The sequence below is a fragment of the Stenotrophomonas sp. 109824_Sma genome (genome assembly GCF_056480025.1).
Map to the genome: position 1 here is coordinate 4249008 of NZ_CM151078.1, position 13654 is coordinate 4262661.

The window sequence follows — 13654 nt, forward strand, 5'->3', positions numbered from 1 at the left end:
CTGTATCAGGACGGTATCAACAGCGATATTCCCGCGATACGCCGCTGCGCGCCAATGGGCGCCCATGATCACTGCGGAGATTTCCCTTGCGCCTCATCCTCCTGTCCCTGCTTGCTGCGCCGCTGCCTGCGCTGGCGTCCGATGCCCCCGAACACGTGCTGCCAATGTGGATGCAGGGTGGTCATCCGGCGGTGGCCGTCCTGCTGGACGGACGCGCCGAACCGCTGCGCTTCGTGGTCGACAGTGCCGCCGGGGCAACGCTGGTCGATGCCCGTGTGGCGAGGCGCTATGGCCTGGAGGATGCGGATGCGGCGGTATCGCACGCCCAGGGCGCAAGTGCGAAGGCGGCCCGGTTGCAGCGCACGCGCAGCACGTCCTGGCAGCTGGGCAGCTGGCAGCTGCAGGCCCGTGGCATGCAGGTCGACCTGTCCTCCCTGGCCAAGGACGATGATCCGGCCATCGACGGTTTGATCGGCAATGACCTGACCGGACGCTGGGACACGCGCTGGGACTTCGGCGGCAATCGCCTGGCGCTATGGACGCCTGGCCGATTGAACCTGGAAGGACCGGGTTGCCAGCCCAATGCGCTGCCCGAGCGCACTGCCAGCCTGCGCCAGTTCGGCTTCATCACACTGGCACTGGGCACGCCGGGTGTGGAGGCCATTGCCGTGGTCGACACCGGCGCGGCGCAGACTGTTCTCAACGCTGAAGCGGCCCGCGCACTGGGGTTGCGCACCGACGGCAGCGACGCACGGGTAAGCATGCGCGAAAAGGGCACCGAGGGGCTGGGCGGCGGCGCGCAGGCCACCTGGCTGTACACCCTGCCCGGGATGACCGGCAGCGGCTGGAAGCACCCGTCGATGGAGGTCCGCATCAGCGAACTACCGGTGTTCAAGGCGATCGGCCTGGAGGCGCGGCCGGCGCTGATCCTCGGTGCCGATGCAATGCGCGGAGGCCAGGTGGACTTCGGTGCCGGCGCGGCCCGGATCTGCCTGCGCCGGCCGCAGGCCAGCTGACATCTGGCAATGACGCCAGCGGCAGCCTGGCGTAGCATCGCCGTGCGCCCCACCAGGAGTTCCACGCATGTGCCGTGCCACCCTGATGTTGCTGACGCTGCTCCCGCTGGCGGTACTGGCCGCGCCGCCACCCGTGCCCACGCCGGCTCGCATCGATGCCGAAGCACAGCGGCTGATGCAGGCGGCCCATGCGCGCGGGATGGCGCTGGCGGTGATCGACGACGGCAAGGTGGTGCACGTGGCCGCCTACGGTGAACGCAACGCCGCGGGCGAGCCGCTGCGCACCGACACTGTGATGTACGCCGCATCGCTGACCAAGATGGCGTTCGGGTACCTGGTCGCACAACTGGTGCAGGACGCGCGTATCGATCTGGACGCCAGCATTGCTACCGCCCTGGACAAACCGCTGCCGGACTATCCACCGGAACCGAAGAAGTACGCCGACTACAGCGTGCTGGCCAGTGATGCGCGCTGGCGCCAGCTCACGCCGCGACGGCTGCTGAACCACGCCAGCGGCTTCGCCAACTTCGGCTTTCTCGAACCGGATGGCCGCTTGAAGTTCCACTTCGACCCCGGCAGCCGCTACGCATACTCCGGTGATGGGCTGATCCTGCTGCAGTTCGTGATTGAACGCGGGCGGCCGGGTCAGGACGTGGGCACCTTGATGCAGCAGCGCGTGTTCGATCGCTTCGGCATGGCGCGGACCAGCATGACGTGGCGCAGCGATTTCGCCGGCAACCTGGCCGATGGCTGGACGGCCGAAGGCAATTCAGAGCCGCACGATGAACGCAGCCGTGTGCGGGCGGCGGGGTCGATGGATACCACCATCACCGACATGGCCCACTTCGCCGCCGGCTATGTGCGCGGCGATGGGCTGTCCCCGGCAATGCGCAGGGAGCTGGTGCGGCCACAGCTACCGATCACCACCGCCAGCCAGTTCCCAACACTGCAGCCGGAGCTGCCCGTTGCGCAGCAGCACAGGGATCTGGCCGCGGGCCTGGGCGTAGTGACCTTCCGTGGTCCCCAGGGTGCAGGCTTCTACAAGGGCGGCCACGACGATGCGGTCGGCAACACCCTGGTGTGCATCGAGCGGCACAAACGCTGCGTGGTGATCCTGGGCAACGATGTACGGGCGGAGGCTACGTTCCCGGCACTGGTGGCGTTCGTGCTGGGCGATACCGGCGTGCCATGGCAGTGGGAGTACGGCGCGGCGAAGGCATTCGTCGAGTGACGGTGCGATGACGCCTGCGTGGCGAGCGCGGCGTGGATGGCTGCCCCGCTTATCGCGCCTGTTCGAAGAACATCAGGTACACCAGCCGGCCATTCTCCAGGCAGTCGCCGAACGCGGGCCCGGCGGTGTGCCAGAACCAGGGGCGCAGCAGCACCAGCCGGTTGAAGCGCATCGGGATGCGCATGGTCATTTCCCACTGGCTGTCGTCGTTGCTGTCGCGCTCGATGATGTCGCGATGCATGTCGCCGCCGTTGGCATAGCCTAATGCGGCCAGCTCCGCTGCATCCAGGGCCATGCGCTCGGTGCCGGTGCGGCGGTGGCGGAAGAACTCGGTGCCGCCCTCGCAGTGCTCCGGTGCACTCAGGTAGAGGATGCCCGACCAGTGCGAGTGGTCGGCGTGCACCTTGGCGCGGCCGGTATCACCGGCCAGGGTGATCCGGAACTTGCCGTGCGACTGCAGCGGGTTGACCGGCCGCAGCGGTTCGTTGACCAGCCGCGAGACCGCGCCGGACAGTCCATCCAGATCCAGCCGCTGCTGCGAATTGCGGCCGGGAAACGCGCCCTCCTGCACGGGATAGGTCAGGCCCAGCGCCGCCTGGCGCAACCCCTGCGCATCGGCAGGAGAAAGGAAGTCGTCAACGATGATGAACGAGGTAGGCATGGCCACCGAGCGTAGCGATGCGCTGCGGCGGCAGCAACCGGGCAACGAAAAACCCCGCCTCGCGGCGGGGTTCTTCCTTGCATCGGGAAGGCGTGCCGACCAGGGCCGGCAACGACCGCCGGGGACGTGGACTTAGAAGTCCATGCCGCCCATGCCACCCATGCCGCCCATGCCACCGGCGCCACCCATGGCCGGCTCGTCCTTCTTCGGAGCTTCGGCAACCATGGCTTCGGTGGTGATCATCAGGCCAGCAATCGAAGCGGCGTTCTGCAGCGCCGAACGGGTCACCTTGGTCGGGTCCAGGATGCCGAACTGCAGCATGTCGCCGAACTCGCCGGTGGCGGCGTTGTAGCCGAAGCTGCCGGTGCCTTCCTTGACCTTGTTGATGATGACCGACGGCTCTTCGCCGGCGTTGGCCACGATTTCGCGCAGCGGGGCTTCCATCGCGCGCAGGGCGATCTGGATGCCGTGGTTCTGGTCTTCGTTGGCACCCTTCAGGCCGGCCAGTGCGGTGACCGCACGAACCAGGGCCACGCCGCCGCCCGGGACCACGCCTTCTTCAACGGCTGCACGGGTGGCGTGCAGGGCGTCGTCGACGCGATCCTTCTTTTCCTTCATTTCGATTTCGGTCGACGCGCCGACCTTGATCACGGCAACGCCGCCGGCCAGCTTGGCCACGCGTTCCTGCAGCTTCTCGCGATCGTAGTCGGAGGAGGTGTCCTGGATCTGGGTCTTGATCTGGCCGACGCGTGCATCGACGGCCGCCTTGTCGCCCACGCCATCGATGATGGTGGTGTTTTCCTTGGAAACCTGCACCTTCTTGGCGCGGCCCAGGTCCTTGATGGTGGCCTTTTCCAGCGACAGGCCGACTTCTTCGGAGATCACGGTGCCGCCGGTCAGCACGGCCATGTCTTCCAGCATCGCCTTGCGACGGTCGCCGAAGCCCGGAGCCTTGACGGCCACGACCTTGACGATGCCACGGATGGTGTTGACCACCAGGGTGGCCAGCGCTTCGCCTTCGACTTCCTCGGCCACGATCAGCAGCGGCTTGCCGGCCTTGGCGACGCCTTCCAGCACCGGCAGCAGGTCACGGACGTTGGAGATCTTCTTGTCGTGCAGCAGGATGAACGGGTCATCCAGATCAGCGGTCTGCGACTGCTGGTTGTTGATGAAGTACGGGGACAGGTAGCCGCGGTCGAACTGCATGCCCTTGACCACGTCCAGCTCGTTGTCCAGGCCCGAGCCTTCTTCAACGGTGATCACGCCTTCCTTGCCGACTTCCTTCATCGCGTCGGCGATGATCTGGCCGATCGACTCGTCCGAGTTGGCCGAGATGGTACCGACCTGGGCAATCGCCTTGTCGTCGGCGGTCGGCTTGGAGATGGTCTTCAGTTCGGCAACGGCGGCCACGACGGCCTTGTCGATACCACGCTTCAGGTCCATCGGGTTCATGCCGGCGGCAACCGCCTTGGCACCTTCGCGGATCAGGGCCTGGGCCAGCACGGTGGCGGTGGTGGTGCCGTCGCCCGCGTCATCGTTGGTGCGCGAAGCAACTTCCTTCACCATCTGCGCGCCCATGTTCTCGAACTTGTCAGCCAGTTCGATTTCCTTGGCGACGGAGACGCCGTCCTTGGTGATGGTCGGCGCGCCGAAGCTCTTTTCCAGCACGACGTTGCGGCCCTTCGGGCCCAGGGTGGCCTTGACGGCATTGGCGAGAACGTTGACGCCGCGCACCATGCGCGAACGGGCGTCTTCACCGAAACGAATATCCTTGGCAGCCATTGCATTTACCTCATTGGTAGCGCCGGACGAGGCCCGGCGGCTGGGATTTGGGGATCAGGTTGAAACAGGTCGCGCCGGGGCTCAGCCGATGACGGCGAGCACGTCGTCTTCGCGCAGGACCTTGTACTCGACGCCTTCGCTCTTGTACGAGCTGCCGGCGTACTGGCCGTAGATGACCTTGTCGCCGACCTTCAGCGACGGAGCGCGCACGCTGCCGTTGTCCAGCGGCTTGCCCGGGCCGACGGCCACGACTTCACCCTTGGTGGACTTTTCCTTGGCCGAATCCGGAATGACGATGCCACCGGCGGAGATTTCGTCGGCTTCGATCGGCTTGACCACAACGCGGTCGTGCAGCGGCTTGATGCTCATGAGAGACCTCTTAAGTTATTGATTGGTCTGAAAAAGTCTGGCGATGTTAGCACTCACCCCAGGTGACTGCCAGCATTGCTCGCGAAAAAGCCCGATGAATCGGGAGCAGGACAGAGATGGAGCTGCGCCCGGACCTTTCAAGGCCGGGCGAGCAAAAATTTTCGCCGCCCCGGGATGCGCGGATTCCCACCCTGCGTGAAGGCATTCAGGCCGGTGCAGCGCGACAACCCCGTGCCCAAAACCCTCGACATTTGGTGACCAGCGTCGCACTGTCAGATATCTGACGTTCATTTACGACAAAGTGTCACTGGATCGGCCTTAGGCTCGGCCGCGCATTCCCAATCACAAGGAGTAGTCGATGCGATTGCTGTCCCCGCTTGCCGCCGCCTGCCTGCTGGCCCTGGCCGCCGCGCCGGCCCAGGCCGAGGTCTTCATCAATGAACTGCACTACGACGACAGCACCGCCGCCGGTGACGTCGGCGAAGCGATCGAGGTCGTGGCCACCGCCGGTGAGGACCTGTCCGGCTACCGCCTGTACCTGTACAACGGCGCCAACGCCTCGGCCGCCGTGGTGTACGACAACAAGCCGGTGCCGGCTGGCAGCGCCGCCGGCTGCGGCAGCGCCACGATCGCCGTGGTCAACTACCCGACCAACGGCATCCAGAACGGCCCCAACGACGGCATCGCCCTGGTCGATGCCAGCGGCAAGGTGGTCCAGTTCCTCAGCTACGAGGGCGCCATCACCGCCTCCGGCGGCCCTGCCGCCGGCATGACCAGCCAGAACATCCCGGTGGCCGAGACCAACAGCACGGCGCCGGGCACCTCGCTGCAGCTGACCGGCAGCGGCAGCCAGTACGCCCACTTCACCTGGGCCGAGTCGGCCAAGCAGACGTTCGGCAGCTGCAACAACGGCCAGACCTTCAGCGGCGGTGGCACCCCGGGCCCGAACACGCCGCCGTCGGTCTCCACCACCACCCCGGCGCAGGGCAGCAGCACCTTCCCGGCCGCCGCCGACCTGGAAGTGGTGTTCAGCGAGACGGTGAACCTGGCCAGTGGCGCCTTCGCCCTGAGCTGCGGCACCTCCGGCAGCGTGCCGCTGACTTTCCCGGCCAGCGGCCGCAGCGTGAAGCTGTCCACCAACACCGCGCTGGTGGCCGGTGAAGCCTGCCGCTTCGATATCCGTGCCGCGCGCATCACCGACCTGCAGGGCGCGCACCCGGCCGCCGACAGCCGCATCGCCTTCACCGTGGCCAGCACCGGCGGCAATCCGGACCCGGGCAACCCGGGCGTGCCGGCCGGCTACTACTCCAAGGTCAACACCAGCAGCCCCAGCCAGCTGCGCTGCTCGCTGCACGCCACCATCAAGGGCCACACCGCCTATCCGTACAGTGGCTCGGGCACCAGTACCTGGACCATCCTGGAAATCGCCGACGAGGATCCGAACAATTCCGGCAGGATCCTGGATGCGTATCGCAACCACAGCTACGCCAAGGTGACCGATCGCGCCGGCAGCGGCAGTGGCCTGAAGTACAACCGCGAGCACACCTGGCCGAACTCGCTGGGCTTTGCCAGCACCACCGGCGACAAGGGCCTGCCGTACGCGCCGTACACCGACACCCACATGCTGTACCTGACCGACGCGCAGTGGAACGCCGACCGTGGCAACAAGCCGTTCGGCAAGTGCGACGCCAATTGCGGCGAGCGCGCCACCGAGGCCAACAACGGTCAGGGCGGCGGCAGCGGTGGCTATCCGGGCAACTCCAACTGGGTGCGCACGCCGGACGGCAACACCGGCACCTTCGAGGTGTGGGGCAAGCGCAAGGGCGACATGGCGCGTGCGGTGATGTACATGGCGATCCGCTACGAGGGCGGCAAGGATGCGGCCACCGGCCAGTCCGAGCCGGACCTGGAGCTGACCGACGACCGCAGCAAGATCGTCAAGACCAGCAGTTCGCCGGCCTACATGGGCCTGCTGTCGACCCTGATCGACTGGCACCTGTCCGATCCGCCGGATGATGCCGAGCGTGCGCGCAATGACGTGGTCTACAGCTTCCAGGGCAACCGCAATCCGTTCATCGACCACCCCGAGTGGGCAACCCCGGCCCTGTTCACCTCGGCCAAGCCGGCCACCTGCCAGCTGGCCAACTGACCGCGCAACGCAGCGGTCCACCGCCGCCGCCGGGCCCTGACCCGGCGGCGGCCCTATACTCGACGGTCATGTCGACCGTCGATCCCGTCCTGCTGCTGTTGACCACCTGCCCGGACCGGGCCAGTGCCGAGCGCATCGCGCACGCGCTGGTCGGCGAGCGCCTGGCGGCGTGCGTAACCCGCCTCGATGGCGCGCAGTCGACCTACCGCTGGCAGGGCGAGGTGACCACCGACGCCGAACTGCAGCTGCTGGTGAAAACCACCGCGAGCCGCGTCGATGACGCGATTGCCCGGATCGTCGCACTGCATCCGTATGAACTCCCGGAGTGCATCGCGGTCGAAACCCGGGCCGGCCTGCCGGCGTATCTGGACTGGATCCGGGCACAGACCCGGGAGGACACTGATTGAAGACTCTGTTTGCGCGCGGCGCCGCCTTGTGCGCCCTGTTGTGGCTCTCGCTGCCGGCCTTCGCGCTGGATGAGAAGGACCTGCTGCCGGTGGACCAGGCGTTCGCGCTGACCGCCAGTGCCCCCGAACGGGGCCAGGTGCAACTGCAGTTCAAGATCGCACCGGGCTATTACCTGTATCGCCACCGCACCAGCGTCAAGGCCGACCCGGCCTTCAACGCCGGCGCGCTGCAGATGCCCAAGGGCGACAGGCACCACGACGATTTCTTCGGCGAGGTCGAGACCTATCGCGAGCGCCTGCAGGCCACCCTGCCCGGCACGCCGACCGACGCCGCCGGCACCATCAGCCTGGAAGTGCGTTACCAGGGCTGCGCCGATGCCGGTGTCTGCTACCCGCCGCAGAAGCGCGTGGTGCAGGTCACCCTGCCGGGCGCCGGTGCGGCGTCCGCGCCGCCTGCCGCGCGTACGGGTGCGGCCAGCCCGTTCAACAACCCGCTGGCCGGTGCCGGCAACAGCGGTGGCCTGCGCCTGCCGGGCGCGGCCAACAACAGCCAGGCCCTGCCGCTGCCGTCGGAACAGGCGTTCGGCTTCGATGCCATCGCCAGTGACGGCAACACCCTGCTGCTGCGCTTCAGCCCAGCGCCCGGCTATTACCTGTATCGCGACCGCACCTCGCTGAAGCTGGAAGGCAGCGCCGGCGTGCTGGCCGACAAGCCGCGCTGGCCAGCCGCGCAATCGCATCGCGACGAGCACTTCGGCGATGTCTCGGTCTACTTCAACCAGGTGGAAGTGCCGCTGCCGCTGCGCCGCACTGTCACTGATGCGGTCGACAGCACCCTGGTGGTGACCTTCCAGGGCTGCCAGACCGATGGCATCTGCTACCCGCCGATGACCCGCCGGGTGAAGCTGTCGATTCCGGCGGGCAAGCTCTCCGCCAGCACTGACCAGGCGCCAGCACGCAACGAGGTGATCAGCCCGCTGCGCGCCGCCGGCGCGCCACGTGAATCCGCCAACGGCGCACCGCTGCGCCTGCTGCCGACCGTGCCCAACGACGGCAGCGCCGCTCCCGCCGCCAGCGGCAGTGAGGGCGCACGCAATGAGTTCGCCGCCGACGCGCGCGATGGCAACGCCCTGCGCACGCGGCCACCGGTGACCACGCCGAATCCGGACCGCTCGTTCGTCTGGGTGCTGCTGCTGGCGCTGGCCGGCGGCCTGGTGCTGAACCTGATGCCCTGCGTGCTGCCGATCCTGTCGCTGAAGGTGCTGAGCCTGGCGCAGAGTGGCGAAAGCCCCGAGCGTGCGCGCAGCCATGCCCTCTGGTACACGCTGGGCGTGCTGGTCGCCTTCGCGGTGATCGGTGCGCTGATGGTGGGCCTGCGCGCGATCGGCAACGCCGTCGGCATCGGCTTCCAGCTGCAGCACCCGGGCGTGGTGGCGGCGCTGGCGTACATCATGTTCGCGGTGGGCCTGAGCCTGTCGGGCGTGTTCACCCTCGGCGGTGGCATCGGCAACCTCGGCCAGTCGCTGGCCAGCCGCAGCGGCCCGGCCGGTGATTTCTTCACCGGTGCGCTGGCCTGCCTGGTCGGCAGCGCCTGTGTCGGCCCGTTCATGGGCGGGGCGATTGCCTATGCCTTCATTGCCCCGCCGCTGAAGGCGATGACCGTGTTCCTGTTCCTCGGCCTGGGCCTGGCGCTGCCGTTCCTGCTGATCGGCTTCGTGCCGGCGCTGGCACGCCGCCTGCCCAAGCCCGGCCCGTGGATGGAAACGCTCAAGCACGTGCTGGCCTTCCCGATGTATGCCACCGCGCTGTGGCTGCTGTGGGTACTGGGCAAGCAGCGCGGCGTGGACGGCATGGCGCTGGTGCTGGGCGGCCTGCTGCTGTTCGCCTTCGGCCTGTGGCTGTTTGAACGCAACCGCTGGACTGGCTCGCGCGCGGTGACACTGCTCGGCGTGTTGCTGGCGATTGGTGCGCTGGTTCCTGCCTGGGGCGTGACCCAGCTGGCACCGCCGGCACGGGCCGCACAGGCGGCCAGCGAGAACGTGGTCGAGTATTCGCCGCAGTTGCTGGACCGCCTGCGCGCCGACAACCGCGTGGTGTTCGTCAACATGACCGCCGACTGGTGCGTGAGCTGCAAGGCCAATGAACGCGCCGTGCTGTCGCGGCCGGAGTTCAAGGAACTGCTCAAGCGCACCAACGCGGTGTACATGCGCGGTGACTACACCAATGTCGACCCGCAGATCACCACGTTCCTGGAAGAGCACAAGGCCGTGGGCGTGCCGCTGTACGTGGTGTATGGCCCCGGCGCGCCGCCGACCGTGCTGCCGACCCTGTTGACCCAGGCGGTGGTCGAGGAAGCGCTGCTGCGCACCGCACGATGAAGTGGCAACGGCCAGCGCTGCTGTGGACAGCGGTGCTGGCCGCCGGCCTCGGCCTGTGGGCCGGGCATCGATTGTCACCTGGCCCGTCTGCACCGGCCGCGCCAGCGACGGCTTCCACGGCGACGGCCGTGACGCCCCCGCTGCAGGTGGGTGATCCCTTGCCGGCGCTGACGCTGCCGGACCTGGCGGGACAGCCGCTGGACCTGCGCGCTCGCTTCGCCGGCCGCCCGCTGCTGATCAACGTCTGGGCCAGCTGGTGTGCGCCCTGTGTGGAAGAGATGCCCGAACTGGCGCGCTTCGCCGATGCCCAGGGCGACAACGGCGTGCAGGTGCTGGGCATTGCGCTCGATACCCCGGACGACGTGCGCGCTTTCCTGCTGCGGGTGCCGGTGGACTACCCGATCGTGGTCGAGACGCCGGGGCCACGCGATGCCAGCGTGCAGTTGGGCAATATGCAGGGCCTGCTGCCCTACAGCGCGCTGTTCGATGCACAGGGGCGGCTGGTGAAGGCGAAGCTGGGGCCGTTCGAGCACGGTGAGATCGACGGCTGGGTGAAGTGAGGGTCCGGCAGGGTTGCACCCTGCACCTGCAGAGGCCTTCAAGCCACGGCAACAGCCAAAGCCAAAGCCAATGCGGCTCCGGATTGCTGATGGCCTGGCGGGGCGGTGTGGCTGGGCAGGACACGCCGTAAACCCATCCATGGGGGCTCGATGGCGCCATCCATGGCGCCAACGGTCCTGACCACCCACACCGCCCCGCCTCTGACAGACTCCCGCAGCTGTTGGTAGGTGTCGACCTTGGTCGACACATCTGTCAGATATCGAAATAAATCCGGGGTCAGATCCGTTTTCCTGCGGAAAACGGATCTGACCCCACTGCCGTTCCACCAGATCGCGGAAATCTGTCCATGGTGGAGTGGCAACCTGCTGTTGCTGTTGCCGGCCAGCGGCCGGCCACTACCGCAGGTGCCGGGCGCCGCCCGGCCGATCCCTCCGCTTGACCGCAGGCAGGGCGCCACGGAGAATTCCGCGACTAATTCTCATTTGCTGTTGCGCAGGATGCGGGCGGCAGCCTCCCGGGCCCCTCTCCTTCGATGTTCAAGAACGTCCTGTTCCAACTGCATTGGCTGCTGGGCATCACCGCCGGTGCCGTCCTGGCCGTGATGGGCCTCAGCGGCGCCGTGCTGTCCTTCGAGGACGAGCTGCTGCGCGCGGCCAATCCCGGCTTCGCCGAAATCGCCGAGCACCATGCGGACGGCCAGCATCCCCTTGCACTCAGTGAACTGGTGCCGTTGCTGCAGGCCGGCAGCGAGCGGCCCCTGCAACGCCTGCGCGTGGACGCCACGGGACAGCGGCCGTCGGTTGCGCGATTTGCCGGCGGCAAGGACCACTGGGTGTACTTCGATCCGTACAGCGGCGAGCGCTTCAGCGCCCTGCGCGGGCAGGCGTTCTTCGACTTCGTCGAAGACCTGCATCGCCACCTCGCCGCCGGTGAGCGCGGCAAGTGGATCACCGGCAGCTGTGCGATCGCGCTGCTGTTCTTCACCCTGTCCGGTCTTTACCTGCGCTGGCCACGGCGCTGGTGGCACTGGCGCAGCTGGCTGGCGGTGGAGTGGACGCGCAGCGGCCGTGGCTTCCTGTGGAGCCTGCACTCGGTGATCGGCACCTGGGTGCTGCTGATCTACCTGATGAGTGCACTGACCGGCCTGTGGTGGTCGTTCGACTGGTACCGCAACGCGGCCAACACGCTGCTGGGTGTGGCGCCGGCGGCAAAGCACAAGGTGGCCGCCGACGCGGCACTGGACCTGGATCGCATCGAGGCCACGCTGTACGCACTGCCCGGCGTGCGCACCGGCTTCATCGACCTGCGTCTGCCGGAGAAGCCGGGGCAGGCGCTGAACGTGCGGGTGATGGCCGGCGATCCGTCGCAGCGCGGCGGCCACCACGATCGTGCGCATGACCTGCTGCAGCTCGATCCGGCCAGCGGCGCGATTCTCGATGCCCGTCCGTACGCACGCCAGGGTGCGGGCGGGCAGCTGGCCACCAGCGTGTTCGCGCTGCATTCGGGCAGCTACTTCGGTGTGCCCGGGCGGGTGGTGGTGATGCTCAGCAGCCTGGGCATGAGCCTGTTCTTCATCACCGGCTGGATGCTGTATCTGGACCGCCGCCGCAGCCAACGTGCGGCGCGAGGGCTGCGCCGGTCGCTGCCGACAACGACCACCGATGGCGGTGGTTCGCCATGGCTGGTGGTGCATGCCAGCCAGAGCGGACTGGGCGAACAACTGGCGTGGCGTGCGGCCGCGCAGCTGCAGGCGTCCGGTCATGCGGTGCAGGTGCTGCCGCTGGCCCGCGTCGATGCCGCGAAGCTGCAGGCCACCTCCCAGGCATTGCTGGTGCTGAGCACGTTCGGCGATGGCGAGCCGCCGGATGCGGCGCGCCGCGCCGCGCGGCTGCTGCTCGCACAACGCCTGGACCTGTCGTGCCTGCAGTTCGGCCTGCTTGCGCTGGGCGACCGCCAGTACCCTCATTACTGCGGCTTCGGCCGCCAGTTCGATGGCTGGCTGATCGACAATGGCGCGCGTCCGCTGTTCGAGCGCATCGATGTCGATGCCGCTTCGGTGCCGGCGCTGCGCCAGTGGCAGCAGCAGCTGGGTGCGCTGACCGGCATCACCACCGATGACAGCATGCTGCCTGCGGCTACGCAGATGCATGAGTGGCGGCTGCTCGGCCGCGACCGCCTCAACCCGGGCAGCATCGGCGGAGCCATCTGGCGTATCCGTCTTGCCACACCGGCCGACATGCAGTGGCAGGCGGGTGACATCCTGCACATCGCGCCCCGCCACAACGCGCGGCATGCCGGTGCCGTGTTGAAGGCACATGGGCTGGACCCGCTGCAGCCACTACTGGTCGACGGCCATCCGCGCACGCTGCTGGCGCTGGCCAGCGAACGCGAGCTGCCCGAGGCCGATGCTGCGCTGGCGGTGCAGGATGCCTGCCTGTGGCTGGCCGGGCTGCCGCTGCTGCCCAGCCGCGAGTATTCGGTCGCCTCCTGCACGGATGATGGCGTGGTGGAGCTGGTGGTGCGGCTGGTGCATGACGCCTCCGGTCGAGCCGGGCTGGGCTCGGGCTGGCTGTCGTTGCATGCGCCGATCGGTGCCAGCATCGTTGCCCGTGTGCACCGCAATCCTGGATTCCATCGTGTCAGTGGCGCCCCGATGGTGCTGATCGGCAACGGCACCGGCATCGCCGGGCTGCGCAGCCTGTTGCGCGAAGCCGCCCACGCAGGCGAGCACGGGCACTGGCTGCTGTTCGGTGAGCGCCAGCGCGCACACGACTTCCTGTTCGCCGACGAGATCGAGGCCTGGCAGGTCGCCGGCCATCTTGCACGGGTGGACCTGGCGTTCTCGCGCGATGGCGAGGGTAGTTACGTGCAGGATTACCTGCGGGCGGCCACCGATGCGCTGCGCGGGTGGATGCAGCGCGGTGCGGTGATCCATGTCTGCGGCTCGCTGCAGGGCATGGCCGAAGGCGTGGACCAGGTGCTGCGTACCGCGCTGGGTGATGAAGTGGTGGAAACGCTGCTGGAAAACGGGCGCTACCGCCGCGACGTGTATTGAGCCACAAGGGTGGTGCCGGCCAGCGGCCGGCACTACCGGGGCAGC

10 protein-coding genes are annotated in these 13654 nt (G+C 67.8%); 7 read left to right on the forward strand and 3 right to left on the reverse strand.

From position 1 onward, the window contains the following. Nucleotides 1–86: 86 nt before the first annotated feature. A complete protein-coding gene (locus ACZK1G_RS19935; protein ID WP_049443267.1) occupies nt 87–1016 on the forward strand; it encodes a pepsin/retropepsin-like aspartic protease family protein in 930 nt (309 codons plus the stop codon). Nucleotides 1017–1083: 67 nt separating this feature from the next. After that, a complete protein-coding gene (locus tag ACZK1G_RS19940) occupies nt 1084–2247 on the forward strand; it encodes a serine hydrolase domain-containing protein (RefSeq protein WP_101766159.1) in 1164 nt (387 codons plus the stop codon). 49 nt (nt 2248–2296) lie between these two features. On the opposite strand, the gene ACZK1G_RS19945 is transcribed toward ACZK1G_RS19940, so the two are convergent. From ACZK1G_RS19945 to ACZK1G_RS19955, 3 genes are all read right to left on the reverse strand, one after another. Continuing rightward, nucleotides 2297–2908 carry a DUF6445 family protein gene (locus tag ACZK1G_RS19945; protein ID WP_014038665.1) on the reverse strand — a complete coding sequence of 204 codons (612 nt, stop codon included), beginning with the start codon at nt 2906–2908 and terminating at the stop codon, nt 2297–2299. Nucleotides 2909–3040: 132 nt separating this feature from the next. Continuing rightward, nucleotides 3041–4690 (reverse strand): chaperonin GroEL, encoded by a 1650-nt coding sequence (gene groL / locus ACZK1G_RS19950; RefSeq protein ID WP_014038666.1) that lies wholly within the window; start codon nt 4688–4690, stop codon nt 3041–3043. Between the two features lie 81 nt (nt 4691–4771). Continuing rightward, nucleotides 4772–5059 (reverse strand): co-chaperone GroES, encoded by a 288-nt coding sequence (locus ACZK1G_RS19955; RefSeq protein WP_006396661.1) that lies wholly within the window; start codon nt 5057–5059, stop codon nt 4772–4774. Between the two features lie 358 nt (nt 5060–5417). On the opposite strand from ACZK1G_RS19955, the gene ACZK1G_RS19960 reads away from it, so the two are divergent. The 5 genes from ACZK1G_RS19960 (at nt 5418) to ACZK1G_RS19980 (ending at nt 13609) form a co-directional block, all read left to right on the forward strand. Next, complete coding sequence (locus ACZK1G_RS19960; protein ID WP_049443265.1) at nt 5418–7208, forward strand: endonuclease; 1791 nt, start codon at nt 5418–5420, stop codon at nt 7206–7208. 68 nt (nt 7209–7276) lie between these two features. Further along, complete coding sequence (gene cutA, locus ACZK1G_RS19965) at nt 7277–7615, forward strand: divalent-cation tolerance protein CutA (protein WP_014648595.1); 339 nt, start codon at nt 7277–7279, stop codon at nt 7613–7615. Further along, on the forward strand, nt 7612–9993 hold the full coding sequence (locus ACZK1G_RS19970) for a protein-disulfide reductase DsbD family protein (RefSeq protein WP_101766160.1): 2382 nt from the start codon (nt 7612–7614) through the stop codon (nt 9991–9993). Before cutA ends, ACZK1G_RS19970 begins: the two co-directional genes overlap by 4 nt. Continuing rightward, a complete protein-coding gene (locus tag ACZK1G_RS19975; RefSeq protein WP_101766161.1) occupies nt 9990–10553 on the forward strand; it encodes a TlpA family protein disulfide reductase in 564 nt (187 codons plus the stop codon). The genes ACZK1G_RS19970 and ACZK1G_RS19975 overlap by 4 nt, the downstream gene beginning before the upstream one ends. A 533-nt stretch (nt 10554–11086) precedes the next feature. Beyond that, the gene (locus ACZK1G_RS19980) at nt 11087–13609 is read left to right on the forward strand and encodes a PepSY domain-containing protein (RefSeq protein ID WP_101766162.1); all 2523 of its coding nucleotides are present in this window, start codon (nt 11087–11089) and stop codon (nt 13607–13609) included. Nucleotides 13610–13654: the final 45 nt, after the last annotated feature.

Bases quoted from the DNA above. Each gene is read 5' to 3' on its own strand.
- ACZK1G_RS19940 (WP_101766159.1), top strand. From the start codon at position 1,084: ATGTGCCGTGCCACCCTGATGTTGCTGACGCTGCTCCCGCTGGCGGTA.
- ACZK1G_RS19945 (WP_014038665.1), bottom strand. From the start codon at position 2,908: ATGCCTACCTCGTTCATCATCGTTGACGACTTCCTTTCTCCTGCCGAT.
- groL (WP_014038666.1), bottom strand. From the start codon at position 4,690: ATGGCTGCCAAGGATATTCGTTTCGGTGAAGACGCCCGTTCGCGCATG.
- ACZK1G_RS19955 (WP_006396661.1), bottom strand. From the start codon at position 5,059: ATGAGCATCAAGCCGCTGCACGACCGCGTTGTGGTCAAGCCGATCGAA.
- ACZK1G_RS19960 (WP_049443265.1), top strand. From the start codon at position 5,418: ATGCGATTGCTGTCCCCGCTTGCCGCCGCCTGCCTGCTGGCCCTGGCC.
- cutA (WP_014648595.1), top strand. From the start codon at position 7,277: ATGTCGACCGTCGATCCCGTCCTGCTGCTGTTGACCACCTGCCCGGAC.
- ACZK1G_RS19975 (WP_101766161.1), top strand. From the start codon at position 9,990: ATGAAGTGGCAACGGCCAGCGCTGCTGTGGACAGCGGTGCTGGCCGCC.
- ACZK1G_RS19980 (WP_101766162.1), top strand. From the start codon at position 11,087: ATGTTCAAGAACGTCCTGTTCCAACTGCATTGGCTGCTGGGCATCACC.